At 43.7% G+C, this 23258-nt stretch carries 22 protein-coding genes; 14 read left to right on the plus strand and 8 right to left on the minus strand.

The annotated features are described in order from the left end of the window. Positions 1 to 318 precede the first annotated feature (318 nt). The 7 genes from J7545_RS13380 to J7545_RS13410 all read right to left on the minus strand — a co-directional run bounded on the left by J7545_RS13380 (position 319) and on the right by J7545_RS13410 (position 8899). Positions 319 to 1437, minus strand: coding sequence for a VCBS repeat-containing protein (locus tag J7545_RS13380; RefSeq protein ID WP_318719667.1), 1119 nt, complete (start codon positions 1435 to 1437; stop codon positions 319 to 321). Positions 1438 to 1458: 21 nt separating this feature from the next. Beyond that, on the minus strand, positions 1459 to 2181 hold the full coding sequence (locus tag J7545_RS13385; protein ID WP_318719668.1) for a TVP38/TMEM64 family protein: 723 nt from the start codon (positions 2179 to 2181) through the stop codon (positions 1459 to 1461). Beyond that, positions 2147 to 3340: a hypothetical protein gene (locus tag J7545_RS13390; RefSeq protein WP_318719669.1), complete on the minus strand. Its 1194-nt coding sequence runs from the start codon at positions 3338 to 3340 to the stop codon at positions 2147 to 2149. The genes J7545_RS13385 and J7545_RS13390 overlap by 35 nt, the downstream gene beginning before the upstream one ends. 21 nt (positions 3341 to 3361) lie before the next feature. Continuing rightward, complete coding sequence (locus J7545_RS13395; RefSeq protein WP_318719670.1) at positions 3362 to 4651, minus strand: MBOAT family O-acyltransferase; 1290 nt, start codon at positions 4649 to 4651, stop codon at positions 3362 to 3364. Between the two features lie 7 nt (positions 4652 to 4658). Beyond that, on the minus strand, positions 4659 to 5237 hold the full coding sequence (locus J7545_RS13400) for an FAD-dependent oxidoreductase (protein ID WP_318719671.1): 579 nt from the start codon (positions 5235 to 5237) through the stop codon (positions 4659 to 4661). A gap of 325 nt (positions 5238 to 5562) precedes the next feature. Next, the gene (locus tag J7545_RS13405; protein ID WP_318719672.1) at positions 5563 to 7539 is read right to left on the minus strand and encodes an ATP-binding protein; all 1977 of its coding nucleotides are present in this window, start codon (positions 7537 to 7539) and stop codon (positions 5563 to 5565) included. A 55-nt stretch (positions 7540 to 7594) separates the two neighbouring features. After that, a complete protein-coding gene (locus tag J7545_RS13410; protein WP_318719673.1) occupies positions 7595 to 8899 on the minus strand; it encodes a DUF4255 domain-containing protein in 1305 nt (434 codons plus the stop codon). Positions 8900 to 9292: 393 nt separating this feature from the next. On the opposite strand from J7545_RS13410, the gene J7545_RS13415 reads away from it, so the two are divergent. The 10 genes from J7545_RS13415 to J7545_RS13455 all read left to right on the plus strand — a co-directional run bounded on the left by J7545_RS13415 (position 9293) and on the right by J7545_RS13455 (position 16723). Continuing rightward, the gene (locus tag J7545_RS13415; protein ID WP_318719674.1) at positions 9293 to 11026 is read left to right on the plus strand and encodes a phage tail sheath family protein; all 1734 of its coding nucleotides are present in this window, start codon (positions 9293 to 9295) and stop codon (positions 11024 to 11026) included. Positions 11027 to 11109: 83 nt separating this feature from the next. Next, positions 11110 to 11613 carry a phage tail protein gene (locus J7545_RS13420; RefSeq protein ID WP_318719675.1) on the plus strand — a complete coding sequence of 168 codons (504 nt, stop codon included), beginning with the start codon at positions 11110 to 11112 and terminating at the stop codon, positions 11611 to 11613. Positions 11614 to 11672: 59 nt separating this feature from the next. After that, positions 11673 to 12173 carry a phage tail protein gene (locus J7545_RS13425; protein WP_318719676.1) on the plus strand — a complete coding sequence of 167 codons (501 nt, stop codon included), beginning with the start codon at positions 11673 to 11675 and terminating at the stop codon, positions 12171 to 12173. Between the two features lie 89 nt (positions 12174 to 12262). Then, entirely contained in the window at positions 12263 to 12856 is a 594-nt protein-coding gene (locus J7545_RS13430) for a phage tail protein (protein WP_318719677.1), read from the plus strand. A gap of 170 nt (positions 12857 to 13026) precedes the next feature. After that, on the plus strand, positions 13027 to 13332 hold the full coding sequence (locus J7545_RS13435; protein ID WP_318719678.1) for a hypothetical protein: 306 nt from the start codon (positions 13027 to 13029) through the stop codon (positions 13330 to 13332). Next, positions 13325 to 13654 (plus strand): hypothetical protein, encoded by a 330-nt coding sequence (locus J7545_RS13440; protein WP_318719679.1) that lies wholly within the window; start codon positions 13325 to 13327, stop codon positions 13652 to 13654. Before J7545_RS13435 ends, J7545_RS13440 begins: the two co-directional genes overlap by 8 nt. After that, positions 13633 to 13800, plus strand: a complete 168-nt coding sequence (locus J7545_RS24070; protein WP_413039009.1) for a DUF6760 family protein — start codon at positions 13633 to 13635, stop codon at positions 13798 to 13800. The genes J7545_RS13440 and J7545_RS24070 overlap by 22 nt, the downstream gene beginning before the upstream one ends. A 72-nt stretch (positions 13801 to 13872) precedes the next feature. Beyond that, positions 13873 to 14610: a ribonuclease III gene (rnc, locus tag J7545_RS13445; protein WP_318719681.1), complete on the plus strand. Its 738-nt coding sequence runs from the start codon at positions 13873 to 13875 to the stop codon at positions 14608 to 14610. A gap of 12 nt (positions 14611 to 14622) precedes the next feature. Next, on the plus strand, positions 14623 to 15606 hold the full coding sequence (locus J7545_RS13450) for a Gfo/Idh/MocA family oxidoreductase (protein ID WP_318719682.1): 984 nt from the start codon (positions 14623 to 14625) through the stop codon (positions 15604 to 15606). A gap of 106 nt (positions 15607 to 15712) precedes the next feature. Further along, positions 15713 to 16723 carry an NAD(P)-dependent alcohol dehydrogenase gene (locus tag J7545_RS13455; RefSeq protein ID WP_318719683.1) on the plus strand — a complete coding sequence of 337 codons (1011 nt, stop codon included), beginning with the start codon at positions 15713 to 15715 and terminating at the stop codon, positions 16721 to 16723. Between the two features lie 44 nt (positions 16724 to 16767). On the opposite strand, the gene J7545_RS13460 is transcribed toward J7545_RS13455, so the two are convergent. After that, positions 16768 to 18072, minus strand: coding sequence for an AAA family ATPase (locus J7545_RS13460; protein WP_318719684.1), 1305 nt, complete (start codon positions 18070 to 18072; stop codon positions 16768 to 16770). A 173-nt stretch (positions 18073 to 18245) separates the two neighbouring features. Here J7545_RS13460 and J7545_RS13465 point away from each other — a divergent pair, with 173 nt between their 5' ends. From J7545_RS13465 to J7545_RS13480, 4 genes are all read left to right on the plus strand, one after another. Next, entirely contained in the window at positions 18246 to 19166 is a 921-nt protein-coding gene (locus J7545_RS13465; RefSeq protein WP_318719685.1) for a hypothetical protein, read from the plus strand. A gap of 407 nt (positions 19167 to 19573) precedes the next feature. Further along, positions 19574 to 20713 carry an ABC transporter ATP-binding protein gene (locus tag J7545_RS13470; protein WP_318719686.1) on the plus strand — a complete coding sequence of 380 codons (1140 nt, stop codon included), beginning with the start codon at positions 19574 to 19576 and terminating at the stop codon, positions 20711 to 20713. A 35-nt stretch (positions 20714 to 20748) separates the two neighbouring features. After that, positions 20749 to 21882, plus strand: a complete 1134-nt coding sequence (locus J7545_RS13475) for an ABC transporter substrate-binding protein (RefSeq protein WP_318719688.1) — start codon at positions 20749 to 20751, stop codon at positions 21880 to 21882. A gap of 74 nt (positions 21883 to 21956) precedes the next feature. After that, positions 21957 to 22859: an ABC transporter permease gene (locus J7545_RS13480; protein ID WP_318719690.1), complete on the plus strand. Its 903-nt coding sequence runs from the start codon at positions 21957 to 21959 to the stop codon at positions 22857 to 22859. Positions 22860 to 23258: the final 399 nt, after the last annotated feature.

Genomic DNA, 23258 nt, shown 5'->3' on the forward strand with positions numbered 1-23258 from the left:
AGTTTTCCCAGATTGGCAATTACTCTCATCACTTCGCCCATTGCTACACCGTGTCAATCAATTTCAATACTTTTTTTCTTCAGCCTAAATCCCTTATCTTAATTCCTATCTTGATTCGGCAGAGTGACAAAAGAGGGATATAGCAGAGAAAGGGAGAGTTAGGACATTTTCTATTGCTAGAGTTCCTATTGCCTCAAACCATAACCTAACTGTCCTAACCAACTCCTTCTCTGCTATAGGTAATAGGTAATAGGTAATAGGAAAACCATTTTTCACGCTATAATGCCCATTCTTCCGGCTTTTCATGGGAAGGCACTCTCAAGGAAAATTTCGATTACTGTACCTCATAACATCGAAAAGTGCTGTATCAGGCATGGCTAAATTTTTCTCTTGTGCCAGATCAATGAAACGACCTTCAGAGATTTGGCGATAGAGTTGATTAGGTTGCAAAGAATTTGGTGGCCAATGCCGTCCACACATAGTATAAAGATCCAGCAGATTATCTTGGTCAAAATCAACCCAAGCCACTTGTCGCGCTGCACAACCTTGCTTTTCTAACCCAACTTGTTCAGCAATATCTTCAAAACCAGATCGGGTTTGCAACATTAATTCATCTGTCGCGTTAGGTGCAAGTTCTGGCATCTTCCCGACCATACCACCCCGTACAATCACCACATCCAAATTTCCGTCATTGTCATAATCATTCCAAGCCATACCATGCCGATCCATATGAGGTAAGGCATTAATCGGAGGTAGGGCAAAATCATGGAAGGGAGGAGATCCAAACTTAGAATCGATATAAACCTGGGTTAAATCCGATTCAGAATTGAGTTTGAAAAATGGCGGGAAAAAAGGATAAGATGCGGGAAAGGCGATCGATAAACGACCATTGCCTTTGATCCGGAAGTTCACCAACCTGACTTTATCGAGTCCCCCAGATAAAGCATTCGTATCATTGATTTTAATGGATAGATCGCCCGAAGTTACGGGAATCGCTGATAGCGGGACAATGACTAATCCACCAAAGTCTTCTGGATTAGAGAGATTTTGGGCAGCGATCGTTAATTGATAGTTATGCCAATAAATATATAAGCCTGGATCTTTTCTATTCAAAAGCAGATCAGAAACAGGTTGCTCTGTAACTTCATAATTTTGAGGAAATCCTAAATCATAAATTTGATTTTCAAACCCTTTACCTTGCTGATTAATATCGAAAATTTGTCGGGCGTTATGATTGGTAGAATAGACATCTAAATAGGTATCTTGATTAATATCAGCTACCCCTAAATCAAAGAGAGAATAGACAGAGTCCAGATTTTCTTGAGTATAACCAGAATCAATATTTAATGGATACTGATCCAGATCTCGCTGTGTCCATAGGATAATAGCTAAACTCACTAATCCAAGAATAAATAATATAAGAATATTGCGTTTCATGTTCACACTCTCTGTTTATGTTTATTTAGGATTTATTTTCTCGATAATTTCTCTAGAAATCATCCGACGACGACGATACCATGTCGCCATACCAATTAATAGGCCAGAAAGAGCAAATGCTACCAATAAAGGCAAAATTTCTCCAGTTTGAATTGCCTTAACACCTTCACTTCCCAATAGAATAAAAGGAAACAGACCCAATATCGTTCCGATCGCTGTGCCTAACAGATAATCTTTAAAACTGACTGACGTTAAACCCGCCGCAAAATTAACGATTCCGTAGGGAATAACCGGCAGCAGGCGAATAGCAAAAATATAGAAGACACCTCCTTGATACATTTCAGCATCCATAGCTTTCCAATAACCTTTAAGCTTATCAGACACCATTTTTTGCCCTGTTATTCGAGTCAATCCAAAACCAATTAAGGCAGAAATAATAGAGGCTAAACTCGTCCAAAATAATCCCAACCAAGGCCCAAATATTACTCCCCCCATCAAATTTAGAGGTGTAGTTGGCAAAATTAGCAAGGTTGAGATGATATAAACCATCATAAAAAAGAGTGGAGTCCAAAATCCTGTAGATTCTAGCCAAAGCTCCAGTTTTGAAGAATCAACTCCCGCCAACCAGTAAACCCCTGCTAGAGTCACAATAATACTAATAACAAAAATAATCAGAAAAATACCTTTCATTGAACCTAATAAAGATCGGCTATCTATTTTGGCTTTCAAGACTCGCCAGGACATCCAATTTTATTGAATTCACAAAGTCCACTTCTTGACGGTTATTTTTTGCCCAAATTTCTCTATTAATACGATCTTCATCCAGAACATTATCTATATTTTTAGGAGTCAAAAGAAGCCCAAAATCATCAGATCTTTTTTGCTCTTCATCACCTAACACACGACTTACAAGCAAGTCCCCAATCGGCTTTATATAATGAGAGTCATCAACATAATTATTCATGGTTTCAGATAGGGGTTCAGTTGTGATACTATTATAGTTGAAAAAATCCCAAACCGGTGCGATCGAAACAATTTGTCTTTTCCAATCTTCCAAAACACTCCATTTCCCACTGGCATAAATTGATTCTAGTCGAATCGCATGAGCAGGAGAAAAATAAATAATCAATTCTACATTATGTTTTTGACACAGATCAACAATTTTTTGAAACTCGTGAATATATTCTTCTGATAGTTTATAATCATGATGTAACTTAAAATAAAGTTTTGTAGATCCCTCAAATCGAATGGTTGTATTGCCGTCCTCTTTCTTGAAGTAAGGTAAGAAACCCTGTTGTGATAATGGTTGGTCACTCTCCGATCCTTCTACACTTGCTTGGATAGTTTCTTGGCTGGCTTCCAGGGTATCTAAAGATAACAGAGTATTGAGAAAATCTTCAAAAACAATATGTTTTTTTTCTAAACGAGATTCGGTAAAACTGGGCTGATTGTCTAAATTTGCATTAAACATAAAGAAATCTAACCCTAAAATCACTCTCTGTAAATTTGGATTATTCACGAGTGTATGCTCAACATATCTCCTCAGTTCATAAATATTTGCACCATTAAGACCTAAGTTATAAACAGGGGCAAAAGTTTGTAGGGATAGATGATTGGGATCTAAAGCTCTTTTCATTCTGGAGGAGCCAAGTAAAATAGTATTAGGTTTAAGGTCAATAATTTCTATGGCTTTATAGAGCCTATCATTATTTCCCTTGTTGGGTTTATAATGATTTAATCCATAAACCACAAATTTTTCATCATATATCCCGTAGGGATCAATTATCATATTGAAGCTCCCCACGACAATTAACGGTAGGGCGATAAATGAAAAGAATAAAATATTAAAGAATATGTAGTTCTTGTCTTTTCTTTTAAAAGGCAAATTACTTTTATAGATCATTTTTGATTCATAGGGAATAAGTTAGAACTGAAAATACAAAAATTCTGATACACGATTCATCGATAATAAGCAGATTCCGGTTAATAAACCCAGGCAACAAGACCAGATAAAATCAGGCTTAAATTTGTGCATCAGTTCTTGGGTATTTGGCATATACTTGACAGCAATAGTCAAGAGGACTAAAATCACAAATGGTAAGCGATCGCTATCCCAAAACTCTGGCAAGTAATTCAATGATCGCCAGGATTGAACTTGAATTCCAAATTGAGTTAATATAGCCAGTTTTCCAGTTGGCTCTCCAGGTAAAATCAATCCATTTCCAGCCATCATAACTTGTAAAATTTTCAGCCCGTCCGATAGGGTATCGGCTCTAAATAAAACCCAGGCTCCAATAGCAGATATAAATGTAATTAACCACGATAGAAACTTGGGTAGAGGAATATTTAACTTACGCCAACCATGATTAACACAAAGATAGAAACCGTGCAGTCCTCCCCAGATTACATAAGTCCAACCTGCACCATGCCATAATCCCCCAAGTAACATGGTCATCATTAGATTAGTATAACGCTGAACCTCTCCTTGACGACTACCTCCTAAAGGAATATAGAGATAATCCCGCAGGAAGTTAGATAAAGTAATGTGCCAACGTCGCCAAAAATCACTGATAGATGTGGCTTTGTAAGGGGAATTAAAGTTAATGGGTAAGTTAATATTAAACAATAATCCTAAACCGATCGCCATATCAGAGTAGCCAGAGAAGTCAAAGTAAAGTTGATAGGTATAACTGAGTACGCCAACCCAGGATTCAATGAAAGTGATTTCACTAGGGTGATTGAATACGGTAGCTACCCAAGGGGAAAGATTATCCGCAATTAAAACCTTCTTACATAATCCCAGGCTAAATAATACCAGACCTCGGCTAAAATTCTCATGGGAAAAAACATACTTCCTAAGGTTCCGTAATTGTGGGATCAATTCATCATGACGAAGAATAGGACCAGCAATCAATTGAGGAAAGAAGACGACAAACAAGCTATAGGTTAAAATATCATAGTTGAGGTCTTTCGTTTCTCCTCGATAGGCATCGACCAGATAAGCGATTTGGGTAAAGGTATAAAAAGAAATTGCTAAGGGCAGAATAATTGTGGTTATGGAGAAGTTAGCCTGAATGACTTGGTTGACGGAAGTGATGAAGAAGTTCGCATACTTGTAGTAACCAATCGTGACTAAATTGAGAGTAATCCCGCTCCAGAGTAAGGTTTTAGCAGATTGACTTTTGGGTTGAGCATAAGCAATGCTCTTTCCCATTTGATAGTTAAAAATAACGGATATTAACAGGAGAGGCAAGTAAGCAATATTCCAATAGGCATAAAATGCAAAGGAAGCCGCAGTTAACCAAACTTGAGATGCTTTGATCAATTTGAATTGATTTAAAGTCAAAAATACCGTTAAAGTTATCGGTAAAAATACAAAAATAAAAATGTAAGAGTTGAACAGCATTTTTGTTTTTGAGAAAAGCGAAGGAAAATAATAGGGCTTGAACAATGGTTTGACTGCTAAGAGCATGAATTGACCAATACCCAGGTTTGAGAAGTTCAAATAAGACAGGTGTGGGTAAAAACCCTTCATTAGAGTATAGGTCTCGGATATCTCTAGACCGGAGATTTTTGGCAGCAATTGGTGCTTGTTGATATGCAGCTTGGGCTGTTCGGGGTATTTCTGAGTTACTGGGAATATCTGCAATATCGCCCAAGGCAAATACTTCTGGATATCCTTTTAATTGAAGGATCGGTTCGACTAATAATTGTCCATAACGATTATGTTCACAGTCTAGATCTAAAACCCACGATCGTGCTTTAGTTCCTGTTTTCCAAATCACTAAGTCAGTCAGCAATGAACTGATTTCATTAGTACCAGAGAAGCTTCGGCATTTTGGATAATGGCTCGTAGTCTGGGAAGGGTGCGTTTGAGGAGATCGGATTCTGGAGGGGGAACGGGAATGGCGATCGCACTAGCTCAAATAGGTGATGCGATCGTGAAAAATTGTAAACTTTAACTGAAAGATGAGGAAATCAGGGCAACTGTTGATACTCATTTACCAATTCCACACTTAAGACAACTTGTAATATTTCTTTCTTCCATGAAGTGCAGTTTGAAGCCTTAGACCCTAAGCTATACAAGCTTTTGCCTATTGCCCAGCGTGCAAAGCGCTATAAAGACTAAGGTTTAGCAATCCATCCTTTGACTTCACTATCGAGGAGAGGTTTTTCTAGTTTCACATATTCACTTTTTGCGGCTTGCAAAATATGTTTCATCTGCACAGATTCATCATTTTCTGCTGCTAGAAAAGCCGCATTGAGGGCAATATTGCGGATATTTCCTCCAGAAATACTCAGTTTTGCTAGTTTGTTCATATCTAAATCTTGAGTCGGCGTTTCCGGGGGGAAAATTCTGCGCCAAATTTCTGCCCGTTGTTTAATATCAGGAAAATTGAAAGGAACAATAAATCGAATCCGTCGCATAAAGGCATTATCTAAGGCTCCTTTAAGGTTAGTGGTGAGAATAGCGAGACCTTGATAAGCTTCCATCCGTTGCAAAAGATAGCTCACTTCAATGTTAGCATGGCGGTCATGAGAATCTTTGACTTCGGAACGTTTTCCAAACAGAGCATCGGCTTCATCAAATAACAGGATAGTGCCTCCACTTTCAGCCGCATCAAACACGCGACGTAGGTTTTTTTCGGTTTCACCAATATATTTACTGACTACAGAGCTGAGATCGATTTTATATAAGTCTAATTGCAGAGTATTCGCAAGAACTTCTGCGGCTGTGGTTTTTCCTGTGCCACTGGGGCCGGAAAATAGGGCGCTGATGCCTAAACCGCGTCCACTTTTGCGCCGAAAGCCCCAATTTTCATAGACTTTTGCCCGTTGGCGTAGGTGAGCAGCCATGGTTTGCAAGGTTTGCATTTGAGTCTCAGGAAGCACTAGGTCATCCCAGGTTGCTTTGATTTCGATCCGTTGGGCGAGGTCGTCCATGCGAGGACGGGCTTGTTGGCGACAGGCTCTCCACAGTTCTTTAGTAATAGTTTCAGGGGTTTTGTTGCGGTTTTTACTGAGGGTATGGGCGCAGATTGTTTGAATTTGAGTACTGGTGAGGTTGAATTGGGAAATTAAGGTTTGCACTTGCCCGTTAAGTTCGATACCCCATGAATCGAGGTGAGTTTGCCAATATTGGGATTGTTGGGTCAGGGTGGGTTTGTGGACTTCAAGATTGATGATGGAGCGGTTGGGGATGGAGAGGCGATCACTACTCGTCAGAATCACCGGTGTACTAATCTCTTGAATGAGCTTAATGAGTGCTAGGTTTTGGTTCAGGGGAGTGGCAAGTTTATCGCAATTAATCAGCAGCGCATACCCCTTGAGAAAGGCCTCTCGATGCCATAACCTCAGCAGTTGATGCACATCATGGGGACTAGAGGGAAGTTGAGCGGGATCGAGATGATGGAGGGTTAGATTGAGACTAGCAAACGCGGTGGTGGCGATCGCCTGTTTACTCCGACTATCTTCCCCACACAATTGTACTAAAGGAAACTCCTGACCATTAGCAGCACCCACCCAAGTATCCACTAACGTTTGAATCAGTTCATGGTCATGTTCCATTAGCGACACCGAAACGTCCAACGATCCGATCAGAGCTTCGAGTGGCAACGGTTGGGTTTTGACTCCCGCCAAATAATGTAGAATACTCTCATCAATTCGCAGAGGACTCAGGGTAAACGACGGCCCCGATCCCAGTTCAATTAAGCGCCAGTAGCGTAAGGGAGATTCCGGCGTTAAAGCGCTCCAATGGGGGCAATCTAAAAGTTTCAGTGCTAACCCAAATGTTGGGTAAGATTTCTGAGCTATTCCTTGGAGCTGACTTAACCAGTCTAAAAACTGTTCATCTAATTCTGCACCCGCACATAACAGTAAAATATCCCGTTCAAAACTCGAAAGATTAAACGTACTACACAGTTGATCGAGGGCAAATTGAGAGTCTTCTAAATCGGGAATCAATTCACCTTGCTCGGTAACTGTTTCTGCTGGATTATCTCGACTGATTTTCTCATTAATCCTGGCTTGCAGTTTTGCTAACCCTTGGATTAAATCTTGTTGATTTTCATTTTGCCAAGTGTAGTTTAATAAATCAGTCATGGCTTAATAAAAACAATACTAATAACTCGTCGATGTTGCTCAGTTAATTGTGGAATCATTCCAAGGTGAGAATGGGGCCAATATATTGTTCATAGGTGGGACTATTGGGATCGAGATCCACATCCAGTAAGCTCTCTGCGCCATCAACTTGAATCCGAATAAAATACTCTCCCGGTTGTACATTGCTAATGGGAACCACTGGGGTTCGCGTATTTTCCCGAATGGGGATACTGTTGAAGAGATAGGCGATCGCGTTTTCGCTAGAGTATTCATTGAGCATTAGCACCACTCGCTGTCCCAAACCGATCGTTAGGTTCGTGCGAATAATCACTTGACCCAAGCGACGGTCTTCTTCCGTTTCTTCAATGTCTACCAGTTCATAACCCAGAAAACTGGGACGCACCACAAAAGGAAAAACATTAGATTCGACTTTTTGAACCGGTTCAGTGGTAGTACTAGGACGGGAACGACGACGACCATTTTGAGACGGAAGGGACGGCAGTTGGGGATGAATCACTTGCAGGGATTGGACTCCAGCCCGTAGATGGGTATTGGGAACCAGACGCAGGGAAAGGCTTAATTCTGTGTCGTTGATGATTTGGGGAGTGACTTCGGCTTGATTGATCCGAACTTGGGCGATCGAATGGGAGAGGAATCGACCGCGAATACAGAGGGTGCTATTGGCTAAAATAGGCATATACTTACCTGTAGTATTGACCACTTGATCGACCACAGGTTGTTTCGGGAAGGGGCCGCCAATCATGCGGCGATCGCGCACGGGTAGTGAAGATTTGGCTGATATATCGCTTTCAATCAGAATCACGCTGATTTTATAGACCACAGATAAAGCATGGGGGGTCTGAAAAAAGACTGACCAAATTTTCGAGAGTTCATCCGTAGAAACCGAGATAAATTCAGCCCGAATTTGCTCAATTTGATCGGCTAAATCCGACCCTTCTAAGTAATCGAATGTCGGATCGTTAATCGTTTCCTGAATCATCTGAGGTGTAAAAACCAACTGATCTTCTAACGCACGAGCCACACAACCTAAGAGTCTTTGCGGTTCTAATTCAGCATCATTACCGTAACAAGAAATCACGTAAAATAAATCTAGAGCTGCTTGCCTGCGCTTGACCATATCTCCCCGTCGTTGAAAGTTAGGAGTGTCTTGATTGGTTAAAGCCGGATTGCGTTTGATGTGATACAGGTATAGATTCACCCCAGTTTCTGGGATACCGCCCCCTGCACCATCAGGGCGCACCGTGGTTACCCTCGAACCATCTACATCCGTTTGTATCGCTTGTTGAATAATACGCTGCATGGTCGCTGTGGCCGTGGCGATCGCTAAATAATTAGCCATTCAATTCACTCACTCGCTTCACTGCTCTGTCCATTCTGGAGTCAGACCCTGCTCCAGAATAGCTTAATGGGGTCTTAGCGGCTATCTTAACTTAGGATTAGCCATTCCTCTATACATTAATTTTTGTTATTTTTTATTGATGTTCGTCAGACATTTATTATCTCTTTATAAGATAAGTTAAGTTGTGTAAATCTTCAAGAAAAACCCTTAAAAAAGTAGTCATCAATCTCTTGGTTATTGTATGGTGGCACTATCGTGGTTTAAGAGTTTATTTGAGGAAACCTATCTCCCTAATTCTTTGATTTTTATATCCAGGTTTGGATAAAGTCATCTCTTAGCCCATCTATTAACCAGAATTCTCCACAGTAATTTGGTATTCGGAAGGAATCCACTATGGCGAGACTTGATTATTACGCTCCCGGTGTTTATATCGAAGAAGTCAATCGCGGCAGTCGTCCCATTGAAGGGGTCCCGACTGCTGTGGGAGGCTTCGTTGGTTTTACCGAGGACATCCGAGGAGGCGCAGAACCGTTTAAACCGATGTTGGTCACCACTTGGGATCAATATCTGCAATATTTTGGCCGACCCAACTCCGACGGGTTTACTGACTTTGGGGCCTACTTACCGCTAAGTGTCTATGGATGGTTCCTCAATGGCGGTGGCCGCTGTTGGGTTGTTAGTATTGGCACTCGCTTACCCGGTTCCCCAGAACCAGAAGCAACAGAAACTGGAACCAGCATTATGAACCGGGGAAACCGACCTTCCCTGAAATTCTCTATCCGTCCAGGTTCTGACCTAACCACTACTGATAATGGCTCCATCAATGCCATGCTCGTGCCTGTGGATCGCTCCGTTCGGGTGCAAATTATGGATGGAGAACCCAAACCCCCACCATCGAGTACGAGTACTTCAAGTACGACCGAGAGTACCTCCAGTACAACCATTCCCGCGAATACAGGCGAATTTTTCAGTGTAGTCATCGCCCAAGGAGATGAAGAACTCGAACGGTTTGAAAACCTGACCATGAATCCCCAAATTGATTCCTCCGTGGCTACCTATGTGGTTACAGCCCTAGAAGAATCAGAATATATTGCTGCTATAGACCTATCCATCAGTGGCTCTCCCCTAGCCCGACGACCCAGTAATGGATTGTATGAAATCAGCCCTCCCGTGGTGATGCCTTCTCCTGACCGCTTCTCCCAACATATTGAAGGGGTAAGAGATGACCGGACTGGCGTTCGGGGACTCTTCGAGATTGACGAAGTGACGATCATGGCTTGTCCCGATCTGATGAAAGTCTATGAAACCGGCCTGATTAACATCGACCAACTGCACGGGATTATGGATGTAATGGTCAGCCTCTGTGAAGGAGCTGCCGATGGCGATATTCCTAATGCTCCCAACCGGATGGTGATTCTCGATCCGCCCCCAGACCGAGTAAAACCCCAACAAATCAGTCGTTGGCTGCGGGAAGAATTTAACCGCCGTTCCCAATTTGCCGCTCTCTATTATCCCTGGATTCGGGTTCCCAATCCCAGAAATGCTGGTCGCCCAGTAGCCATTCCTCCCAGTGGTTATATGGCAGGGGTTTGGTCTCGCAACGATGAAACGCGAGGCGTTTATAAAGCACCTGCCAACGAAGTCCCTAGAGGAGTTATCGGTTTAGCTTACGATTGTAATTTCCGGGAACAGGAACTGCTTAACCCTGCGGGAATTAACTGTATTCGTCCCTTCCCCAACCGAGGCATTCGGGTTTGGGGTGCTAGAACTCTGGTTGAGCCGGATAATATCCAATGGCGCTATATCAACGTTCGCCGCTTGATGAGCTACATCGAGAAATCCATTGAAAATGGAATGCAATGGGTCGTCTTTGAACCCAACGATGAAGACCTGTGGCAACGGGTGAAACGCACGATTACCAGTTTCTTAACAGATTTATGGCGAGCCGGTGCGTTGATGGGAGGATCTCCTGCTGAAGCTTTCTACGTCAAGTGTGATTCTGATATTAATACTCCCCAAAGTATGATGCTCGGTCGATTGTATGTAGAAGTCGGTATTGCTCCCGTGCGACCGGCTGAATTTGTTATCTTCCGTATCAGTCAATGGACGGCTGAAGGCGAAAGTTAAGAAGCCTCTTCAGGAGATTGGATTAATTCTAATCTCCTGATACATTCAAACCCTAAAAATATCAGCAAAAGGACAGTTACACCATGGCAGCTCCAGTTTTTACAACTACAGCCAACCGATTTTATCTAAACTTTGAAGGTTTAGAAAACTTAGAAATAAAAAGTATGGCTGCTCTGACCTATGAAGGTAAGGTAACCGGTGGAGATAAACCCCTTCACTGTGGTAAAAGAGGCTCAGAGCGACAGACAACGATCGCCGGCTATGAAACCAACCCCTCCATGACCATTGAAGTATATGTCAATGATGATACCCAAGGAGCAGCAGCGCGACTCTTTGAATGGTTTTTAGACGTGATGCCAAAAGATGAAGGGGGCAATGGCAATTGGGCGAGCCAGCGTAAATCGGGTTCAGTGGTAGTCTACGATCCAAGCAATGCAGAAGTGTTGCGATGGAATCTAGACCGAGCTTGGATCAAGAAATATTCCGTTTCTGATGTTGATGCCACTTCTGGGGAATTAGTCATGGAAACCTATGAATTTGTGGCGGAGAGAATTACCAAAGTTGTCGCCATGTCACAAGCGGCTTAGAACCTGAATATCTGTCACATTTTCATTCCATCTCGACCATCCAAACAGGAGATTAAACTATGGAGTATTTGACCCAAGCCCGGTTTTATTTAGAAGTGAAAGGCATCACGACCCTACAACTACAAAAAATCAGTGGCCTTTCCATGAGCATTGAACCCGCAGCCGAAGGACAAGCCATTTTTGCCGGCAAGAATGTATCTGCTGGAACCCAGATTACCCCTTCTCATGTCAGCTATGAGAATATGACCTTAGAGTTTGTGACAACCGTAGAAAATGATGCTCTAATTAACTGGTACACAAACTCTCATCCCGCATCGATGACTGGGGGTACAACTACTGCTGTAGAAGAGGCTGGAGATGCTTCTTTAATCATCTATAAGCAGAACGGCCAGGAGGGAGCAAGGTACAATATAATACAAGCTGTTCCCGCTAAATATACGACAACTCAAGCAAGTGCAGACAGCACGGATTTATTCAAGGAAACGATAGAAATTAGCCATACTGGGATTAGAAAAGTACCCACGGAAGGGACGCGGATCGCACCGCTACCAACAATATAATTGTCATTGAAGCAACTGAACTGACACAGGCAAGGGTTTCCTCCCTTGTCTGGTTGTTTTGACTGAAAAACGATCCGGATTGCCCAACTATGCTACCTCGTTTTCCCAATATTAATCTATCTCGCCAACCCGGTAGACAATACTCTAATATCTCTTCCAGATTTTCTAGTCAGGGTAAAGATGCATTTGAAATTCAACGGGATTTGGCTGAAATCCTCACTGCGTGCCGGTTTTATGTGGAATTGACCTTAGATGGATCGAAAGATGGAGTCGATGGATTATTCATGGAGTGCAAGGGATTTAAGGTAGCTCAAGAGGTGGTTGAGTTTACTGAGGTTTTTCCAGAACCTTGGGGCAAAGCCAAGCGGGGAATGCTGCATACGTCTAAACTCCCGGGTGCTAAGACAACCATTGATAATATTAGTCTCCGACGAGGGTTAAGTGGCTCGGAAACCCTCTGGAATTGGTTGAATGCGGTGCAAGAGGGGAATTGGGAAAAACAGCGACGTAATGGTTCAATTACTGTTTATCGTCAAAATGGTAATATGGGCGCTTTATTTCAGTTTGAAAATGCTTGGCCCGTTAGTTATAGTGTTACGGATAATGCGGCTTCAAGTTCCGAGTTGGCTTGCGAAGAGTTGGAAATAGCCTGTGAGGTGTTTAAGCGGGTTTCGCCTCCGTAGTTCGAGAAACGGGGCATGGGGATGAGTGATGCAGCGCTTTGCGCTGGGGAATAGGGAATAGGGAATAGGGAATAGGGTTGTGGTACATGGATTTGAGCATTCAAGCTTGTGTTTCATAACGCAAGCAAAGCGATGTAAGATTTAAGCCCAATGAATTTATCTTATGGTTTATGTTGCAAACTGAGTTTGATTTTACTTTACCGAAAGGCTATTTAGATTCCGATGGAAATCTTCACCGTCAGGGAAAGATGCGCCTCTCTCGTGCCATGGATGAAATTATCCCAATGCGCGATCCTAGGGTAATGGATAATCCGGCTTATGCGACAGTGATTATTTTGGCGCGGGTTATTGTTAAATTGGGAACCCTACAGGAAATTTCTCCGGCAGTGATTGAAAATATGTTTGCGGTAGATTTAAGCTATCTTCAAGATTTTTATCGTCAGATTAATGAGTTGGAACCAGTAGAGAATGAGTGAGGAAATGGATGATTCGATGGGTTTTGCCTTTGTTTTACCTAAAGGGTTGGTGGACGAAGGGGGAAAGGTTCATCGAGAAGGGGTGATGCGTTTCGCGACTGCAAAAGATGAGATAATTGGCGATCGCCACCCAAATGTCTCTGACTACCCAGATTATCGCGCTCTCGTCATGCTCTCGCGCACTATCGAGCAACTCGGGACACTCCCCTCTGTAACGCCAGAAGCCTTAGAAAACCTATTTTTAGTCGATTTAGACTACTTACTCGATGTATACAACACCATTAACCCTACAGAAGCAGAATTAGTGATGCTGGGGGAGTAACTGGCTACCCCCTACCCCAATTATATCGGGAGGTAGCCTTTATCGCTTTTCATTTTCACTGGTCTAGAGCAGAAATTTTAACTCTAGAGCATCAGGAGCGTCAGCAATGGGTTGAACAAATTGCAGGTATGCTAAATCCGGAATAGTCATGAATTTTTTCATTTTTAAATGTTTAAGATAGGATGGGAGAGTTAGCAAAACCTCACACTGGATGGGTCATGTCTAGTTCTGTCCCTGAAGAAGTTAGTTATCCGCGAAGACAGCGGCAGTTGCAGAGTGTCATTCTGAAACTGGGGTTACCAGAAAGCTCCCCAGTGCAATGGCATTTACTCGATAAAGCACTGACCCATCCGAGTATATCCTCCACAGAAAATTATGAGCAGTTGGAGTTTATTGGTGATGCGGTAGTTCGGATCGCTGCTTCAGAATTATTGATGGAATTGTATCCAGATGCGACGGTGGGAGAATTTTCAGCCATTCGGAAAATTTTGGTGAGCGATCGCACTTTAGCCCAGTTAGCCGATAGTTACAATTTAGAACAAGACTTGCTCATGGATCGGGGCACAGCCAGCGATAAACTCGGCCGTTCGTCCCGTCTTGCGGATGCCTTTGAAGCCATTTTAGGGGCACTTTACTTGAGTACCCATACCCTAGAATTGATCCGACCTTGGCTTGATAGTCATTTTACATTCCTGTCTACGGAAATTCGTAAAGATCCGGCTCGACGAGACTATAAATCAGCTCTGCAAGAATGGACTCAAGCCGTTCATAAGGTTTTACCCGAATATAAACTGATTACAGTAGAATCGCAAAAACGGACAGCCGAACCCTTTACGGCTCAGGTTTGGGTGCAGGGAGAACCTTACGGTACAGGAAAAGGGCGATCGCGCAAAGCGGCTGAACAAGCGGCAGCTCAAGATGCCTTATTTAAGATCAAAACCACTGAAGAGGGGTGAAAAAAATACAGCGTGGATAAACCATTTAAGATTGCGATTTTGGGCGCGGGTCGATGGGGAAACCATTTAATCCGTAATTTCCTCGAACATCCCCAGACGGAAGTGGTAGCAGTTGTAGACCCGAACCCTAGCCGACGAGAGGCGATGAAAAATCGGTATAATCTATCTGACTTAGTGCAGTTAACCGATGACTGGCAAGGGATTTTGGCGCGTCCAGAAGTCGAATTAGCGGCGATCGCCACCCCCGCATCCACTCACTACAACATCATTCAATACGCCCTCACTCAGGATTGTCACGTATTAGCCGAAAAGCCCCTCACCCTAGATGCCGAAGAATGTCTAGAGTTGTGTCATCTGGCGGAAAGCCAACAGCGCCAGCTTGTAGTCGATCATACCTATCTGTTTCATCCTGTGGTGCAGCAAGGAAAAGAGGCACTCTCTTCTGGAGCAGTCGGAGAACTGCGCTATGGATATGCAACCCGCACCCATATCGGTCCCGTGCGCCAAGATGTAGACGCACTCTGGGACTTAGCCATCCACGATCTGGCCATATTTAATCACTGGTTAGGCGAAACTCCCGTAGAAGTTGATGCCACCGCCGATACTTGGTTACAACCCGGCTTACCCGATGTCGTTTGGGTGAAACTCCTCTATCCCAGTGGATTTAAAGCTACTATTCACCTGTGTTGGCTCAACCCGGATAAACAAAGACGTTTAGCTGTAGTTGGATCTCAAGGAACGTTAATTTTTGACGAACTCAGTACCGATCCTCTGATTATCCAACAGGGACATTTTCAGCCAGAAGATCCAAAATTCACCCCCATGGGAATTAACCGGGAGGTGCTGGCAACTCCTCCAGGAGAACCCTTAAAAGAAGTGTGCGATCGTTTTCTCCAGTGTGTCCGCCATAATCAACCCTCTCCCCACTCCTCCGGATGGGTTGCAGCTGACTTAGTTCGCACTTTGCAACAGATTCAAGCAAAAATTAACAGCTAGTCCGGTTAAATTGTTAATTGTTAATTGATATAAATGATTGAAATCGAAACCCTCCACTCCCTTTATTTGATAGACTACAGTTAAGAGGCTCAGGAGTGCCAACCCAATGATACAAGTTCAAGCCAGAGCTGCCCAGTCTGCTAAAGCTGCCCTGGAAAGCTATCAATTTGAAGTGAGTAGCCCTCAAGACTATGATTGTCTAATTAAGGTTCAATCCTGTGGGCTTTGTCACTCAGATATTCATATTATTGATAATGATTGGGACATATCCGATTATCCTGTGGTTCCAGGTCATGAAGCGATCGGAGAAGTCCAGGAAGTTGGATCTCAGGTCAAACACCTGAAAGTTGGCGATCGCGTCGGAGTCGGTTGGCAAAAAAGTGCCTGTCTCCAATGTCCCCAATGTCTCAAAGGCAACGAAAATCTTTGTAAAGACAACGAGGCGCTAATTATCCCCGGCCCTGGTGGTTTTGCCAGCTACCTACTCACTGACTCTCGGTTTGCCTTCCCCATTCCCCAAGACATTGACCCCACCCATGCCGGACCTCTACTCTGTGGTGGAATCACGGTATATTCTGGACTGCGTCATGCAGGCATGACCTCCGGACAGGAAATCGGTATTATTGGGGTTGGCGGTTTAGGCCACATGGCGGTTCAATTTGCTCACCGCTTAGGAAACCGAGTTACTGTTTTTACAACTTCTGAAGATAAAGCCGAATTTGCCAAAACCCTCGGAGCCGATGAGACCATTGTCGTGGGTCGTGGAGAAAGTCCACCCACGCCGAAAAATTACTTGAATATCCTCTTAAGTACCGCTCCAGCTAACCTAGATTGGGCGGCCTATGTTGAATACTTGGATGCGGATGGTACTTTATGCTTTGTGGGAGTTAGTGATGCACCTTTAACTCTACCTTTGTTCTCTCTCCTTTCCCAGCGTCGCCGAATTATGGCATCACCCATTGGTGGCCGAGCAATCATGAATGAAATGCTCAATGTTGCCGCTCAATACAAAATTACGCCGATTATCGAAACCTATCCCCTAGAAGAGATTAATATAGCCTTGGATCGAGTGAGATCGAATCAGGTACGCTATCGAGCGGTACTCACCATGGATTAAACTGAAACCATCTAGATGCTTCTTGCTATTAATAACGCTGCGGATTATTTCCCATTCTTGATATATTCTTGAATCACTGGATTGAGAAATAATTGCCGCGTGTCTTCTGCCATCTCTAGAAAAAATCGCCGATGGAGTGATTGGATAATCTGGAATAACTCAACGGGAGAAAAGGGGTTAAGTTGTAAAAGTTGCGATAAGCTAACGGGTGCAGTTAGCGTAGCGACTTGATGGAGAATCGTTTGTTCGGGTGCGCTTAACTGCTGAAATTGTTGGTCGAGGTGTCCCTGCAAAGATTCGGATACAATCAGGGTTTCATAGGCTAAAAAGTCTGCTACTCGACCGGCAAAGAGTTCTTGAATGGAAGTAGCGGTTAAGATTAACCATAGGGGGTTACCCTGATAATAGTCAATGAGTTGATGCCAATGTTCGGGATCGGATAGGTTTTGCTCTTGGAAGAGATCTTTTGCTGCATCCCCTAAACTGGATAAAATGAGCGATCGCACCGGATAAGTCGATTTTTCCCAAGGGGTGATATCTAGGGGTTTTTCGGTGGAGATTAGAATGATACAACTTTGGTGATTGATTTCGGCGATCGCCCGCAATACCTGTTTACCCCTTTCATCTCTGCACAGAAGTTGCCCATCATCAAGGAGAATTAAGCAGCGAGACTGACGCAAGTGGGTGAGCAGGTGGGAGATCTGGGTTTCCAGGCGATCGCACTTCTGGGGATTGCCAGTAAAAATTGATAGGATATTGGCTAACAGAGCGCGGCGATCTGTATAAAAGCGCAAACTGCGATAGATCGCATATTCAAATTGAGTTTTATTGTTTTCCAGCCAATGTAAGGCTAACGTAGTTTTACCGATGCCGCTAAATCCCAGCAGGGCAAACAGACGACACTTTTCCGTCAGAATGGAACGATCCAGGATAGCCAATTCTTCCCTTCTGCCATAACAGTTTAACCGTTCTGGGGCATTCCCTAAATCCACATAGGATTGAGTTTGTTCTGAAGTTTGGGAATGGTTATTTTTCTGATTATAGTTTGAACAAATGACATTAGTAACGGTTGCATGATCACCAACTATCGCTGAATAATTTTTATTCAAAATTGCGCGAAAATTCGTCTTACTAACCTCTTTTCCTAACCCTTCCGAGAGCAACTTCCACAACTCGGAACCCACATCGCGCACATGACCTTCGCTCGTATAGACATTCTCTGAGATTGTGGCATAAGTTTCACCCTGTAGCGTTCCCTGAAGTATCGCTTCTTGCAGATAATCCAGATGCTTTCCTGTCCGAGCAAAAACCAGCTCATCCGCCAGTTTCAACACTTCCATGATATCCATAAATCCCAGAAAGTACGAAGGCTGGAGTTATTGTAACCTATTTTCCCGACATTGCCGACACATCCGACCTAATTTTCTGTAAAAAGCCCCGATCCTTCCGACTGGATTGAGGTGTATGAATTATTTCATAATGGAACTGGAATTCAGTATTCTTGTTTGGTAGGTCATTGATTATGCTAGAAACCCTCTTATCCCTATGGTTGATCTTTGGTGAAAGCAGTCAGGGTGATCCCATCATATCAGAGCAAACCCAGCCCGTTGAACTGCAAAGCCAAAATAAAGCTGAAAATAAGAGCAGAGAGGATTGGTATAAAGAAAGAAGAAACTGTCAGAGCCTTGGAAACAATCGATACAAATGTGAAATCGACTTAAAAGGAACAGGTATGGGAAGGATTAATGAAGCTTATGAAAGCCAAGGAATACAGAATATTAGCCACGATCACTTGATTGGTGCAATTAATGTGGGCGATGAGCTTGATGAGCTTGATGATCTTGGTGTTACTTTCAATAAACCATCTTTTTATCCAGACTATAGAGATAATGAGTTTATTGTGAACCAGAGACAAAAGATTGATGGACAGTGGTATGAATTAAAACATATTTATAGGGTTATCCTTGATGGTCAAGAAAGAAATCCTGATAGTTTTCTTTATTTCTTCGTCGGTTACACTTATGATTATGAAGATGATGATCAGTATCACAAAAAGTACGATCGAGCAATTGAAGTTTTTGTATTCACTACAAAAAATCTACGTCCCATCAAACCGGGCGTTTCTGCCATGACTCTTCATAATCCAATCAGAATTAGTCGGGCTGTACCTTTCCTCAACGATCATCCACATGGTTTTGCACTTTGGCCGAAAAAGCTGAGGCTTGCTTTGACGAGCCAATCAGGTTCTTTCCGTCCTCAACAACCTTTTTTCTTGCTGGCGCTTGAAGCTTTATTTATGGCAAATGAAGCTCAAAAAAATGATAATCTGGAGATTGTTGATATGAGTTTTGAGCCAGAGATTAAGGAACATTTTAACAACGGAAGATTCAGGTACAACTATATCGACAAGTATATTTTGAGCGTTGAATTTATTAAAAGATAATCGATAGTTCAATATCTACCGTAGGGGCAGGTTCACCCAGGTTTAGGAATCCCCACCATTCGATGAGTGAACCTGCCCCATACCCCTTTGTACCCTGGCGGGGGGCAGGTTTAGGAGAGCGATCTGTTTTGTTCTAGATCTTGGTGAACCCGCCCCTACAAAAATCGATTATTGGATTAGGCATACAATAATTGAGTAGGGGCAGGTTCTCCCAGATTTAGGAATCCCCACTATTCGATGAGTGAACTATCCCATCCCCCTTTGCTTGGATAGCATTGGATCGAGGGAGATCGAAATCATATACGATTACGATATCAAGCAGTACTCAGAATAGATTACACTGAAACCATCTAGATCCTTGTTACTGTCCCTGCTTAACTCTGAACTCATTGCTAGGGGTTCTCATTATGTCTCAGACCGCAACTAATCAAATTAATCGGGAAACCAACGTCGAGCTAGATGTTGAGCTTCGCAAAGTCTTTAAGGTGTTTGGCTCAGAAACGGCTGTCCGAGGCGTAAACTTGAACATTCAGTCTGGTGAATTTTTCAGTATCCTCGGACCCTCTGGGTGTGGAAAAACCACGACGTTAAGGCTCATTGCTGGCTTTGAAGTGCCCTCTGCTGGGGAATTGTTGCTTCAAGGGCAGTCCGTGAACCATGTTCCCCCTTACCGTCGTCCGGTTAATACCGTGTTCCAAAGTTATGCCCTGTTCGGACATATGAATGTCTGGGAGAACATTGCCTTTGGACTGCGGCTGAAAAAGCTGACGAAAGCCCAGATTGAAGACCGAGTAAAGGAAGCGCTACGCTTGGTGAAAATGGAGGCGTTTGCCCATCGCTTGCCGAAACAAATGTCAGGGGGACAACAACAGCGGGTTGCTCTGGCTAGAGCGTTGGTGAATCGACCGGCAGTTTTATTGTTGGATGAACCCTTGGGGGCGTTGGATCTGAAATTGCGCAAAGAGATGCAGGTGGAATTGTCGAATTTGCATCAAGAGTTAGGGCTGACGTTTGTGATGGTAACCCACGATCAGGAAGAGGCGCTTTCCCTTTCCGAGCGCATTGCTATCATGCGTGAGGGCAAAATTGAACAAATTGGCTCTCCGAGTGAAATCTATAATCTTCCTGCTACTCCGTTTGTAGCCGATTTTATTGGCGATACCAATTTATTCAAAGGTCGGAGCGCATCGAGTCAGGGGGGAACAGTTGAGGTACAAACGGATAAAGGGTTGAAGATTTGGGCCGCTTCGGATCTTAACGGTAGCACGGGAGTCGGCGATCGCCTAGTGGTCAGCGTGCGACCGGAGAAAATTCACCTCAGCGTGAGTCCCCCAGAGGGCGATCGCAATTGTTTTCAAGGCCGCATTAAGCATACGATGTTTATGGGAACCCATATTCAATGTGTGGTGGAATTGGTTTCTGGAGACCAAATTACCGTCTCCCAACCCGTTCGCGAAGGAGCTGCTTATTCTGAAGCTTTATCGAATCCCGAAACTCCTCTCTATGCCCATTGGCAGAGTTCAGATTGTTTGGCTCTCCATGAATAAAACTATCTACAATTTTATGGAACGAAGGGTTGCCCATGAGTCAACAGGATAAGCTCAATCGTCTTTTACACTCTCGCTCGCTTAACCGTCGCCACTTCTTGCAGGGGACAACAGCCGCCTTAGCCGGTTTAGGATTATCTTCCTGTGGTTGGACGTTAGCCGATGTGCAAACTCGCACAGTGGAAAGGGGAGACAGTAATCGGCTCTATATTTTTACTTGGGCAGGCTATACCGATGACGATTTGCTGGCTCAGTTTGAGCAGCAAACCGGGATTCAGGTAATCGCCGATGTGTTTGATTCTAATGAGGCGATGCTGGCTAAAATCTTAGCCGGTGGTGGTGGGGCGTATAGTATCATTTATCCCTCGGATTATATGGTGCTAAAAATGGTGGAGGATGATTTATTAACTCCCCTGGATCTCGGTCGCATCGAAGGATTAAATCAGCTTTTTGAAAATTATCAGAATCCCCCCTATGACCCTGGAAACGGTCATAGTATCCCCGTTAGTTGGGGAACAACGGGGTTAATTTATAATCGCCAAGCCTTAAATGGAGAACCGGAAAATTGGGAATATTTATGGCAGAATCAATCCCAATTGAGTCGCCAAGTGACAATGCTCAATGATGTGCGGGAAGTGATGGGGGCGACTCTGAAACATTTGGGCTATTCCTTAAATTCGCAAGATGCCCAGGAAATTGAAGAAGCCTATGAAGCGTTAGTGGAACTGAAACCGGCGATCGCCTCATTTACCTCCGATGCTTGGCGACCCCAGATTTTAACCGGCGATCTGAAAATTGCCATGGGTTATTCCGTGGATGCCAGTGAAATTATGGAAGAGGATGAAAACTTAGGCTATGTGATCCCTAAAAATGGCTCTTCTCTATGGACCGATACCTTAGTGATTCCCAAAACAGCCCCCAATCCAGATGGAGCCTATGCTTGGATTAATTTTATGCTGCAACCAACTGTCGCTGCTGAAATTACCAAGCGCCTTAGTTTTGCCACAGCTAACCGAGTCGCCTACGAACAATTACCAGAAGAGATCCAACAAGATGCTACCCTATTTCCCGATCCAGAGGTTTTAGCTAACTGTGAAAGCGTTTCACCCGTAAACGAGGATATTGCGCAACTCTATGACCGCTATTGGACTCGATTAACCAGTAGTTAAACCACAAAACGGGTTGCTCCTATTACCTATTCCCCATTCCCTCCCCCTTTACCCATTACCGCGCGAAGCACTTTATGTCTTCCACTGTTCCTTCTGAATCCCACTCAACTGAAATGCCGACTCCCAAACGCCGTTGGTCAACTTTGATTGGCCCCAGTGTTCTCCTAGGGCCTGCTGGTTTGTGGCTCTTGATGCTCTTAGTGCTACCGACTCTGGTGATTTTTGAGTTAAGTTTAGTGCCCAATATTCGACCCGGGGATGTGGTGAATCCTTCGGGATTGGAGAATTATTTGCAGGTGTTTCAACCGGTTTATCTGCAAGTGATTGGCCGATCGCTCTTTTTTGCGATCGGAACCACCATAATTTGTCTGCTCTTGGGTTTCCCCGTTGCCTACTGGATCGCCCTGAGTGCCCCCAAACGCTGGCAAAATTTAATCCTCTTGGGCTTTGTCCTTCCCCTCTGGACTTCTTCCCTGTTGCGCTCCTACGCCTGGATTACCATTCTCCGCCGTACAGGGGTATTCAATAGCATTATCACCAGCGTGGGACTGCCCCCCTTAACCATTCTCAATGAATGGCCCGCCGTTCTCATTGGCATGAGTTATAGCTTTTTGCCCTACATGGTCTTAATTCTCTATGCCGCACTAGAAAAGCTCGACAAACGGTTATTAGAAGCTTCTGCCGATTTGGGCGCAACGCCTATCGAAGGATTCTGGAAAATTACCGTTCCCCAAACCTTCCAAGGGATTGCAGCTGGGAGTTTATTGGTTTTTATTAGTAGTTTGGGCGATTTTGTCAATCCGGAACTGCTTGGAGGTGCATCCAGTATGACCGCTGCTCGCTTGATTTACAATCAGTTTCTGGGGGCGACTCAGAACTGGGGCTTTGGCTCCGCGCTCAGTATGGTGGTGATTTTAGCTGTGAGTTTGGCGATCGCCCTCCTCATCAAATACGGTGACCCCACACCCCAAGCCTAAAGCAGGAAGTTTTTCTAAACTTGATATGAATTCTTGAATTAATGTAAAGCACTCCGGATCGAAAAAAACAACTAAGAAGAAACACTTACAGCACTTTGCATTGCATGGGTGGACAATAGGTGTTCATCCCCCTTTCATGTCCCTCACTCATAGCGAAACGTGCTGTATGTTCGTGTTCTGAGTTCCAAACTTATGAAAATTCAAGACATCACTGACTCTACAACCTTATCTCCCGATCAAATTAAAGGAGATGCTGAGTTATAGCAAAGAAAGGGAGCGTTAGGACAGTATCTTAAAAGCTTCTATGATGGCATCATAAAGGGATTCACACTGGTTCTTGAGTTTTCCCACCTCCTTCTTCAGCCGCTCCCAAAAGTGTTCAATTTTATTCAAATCTGG

The organism is Roseofilum sp. SBFL (assembly GCF_017746885.1).
Taxonomy (GTDB): Bacteria; Cyanobacteriota; Cyanobacteriia; order Cyanobacteriales; family Desertifilaceae; genus Roseofilum.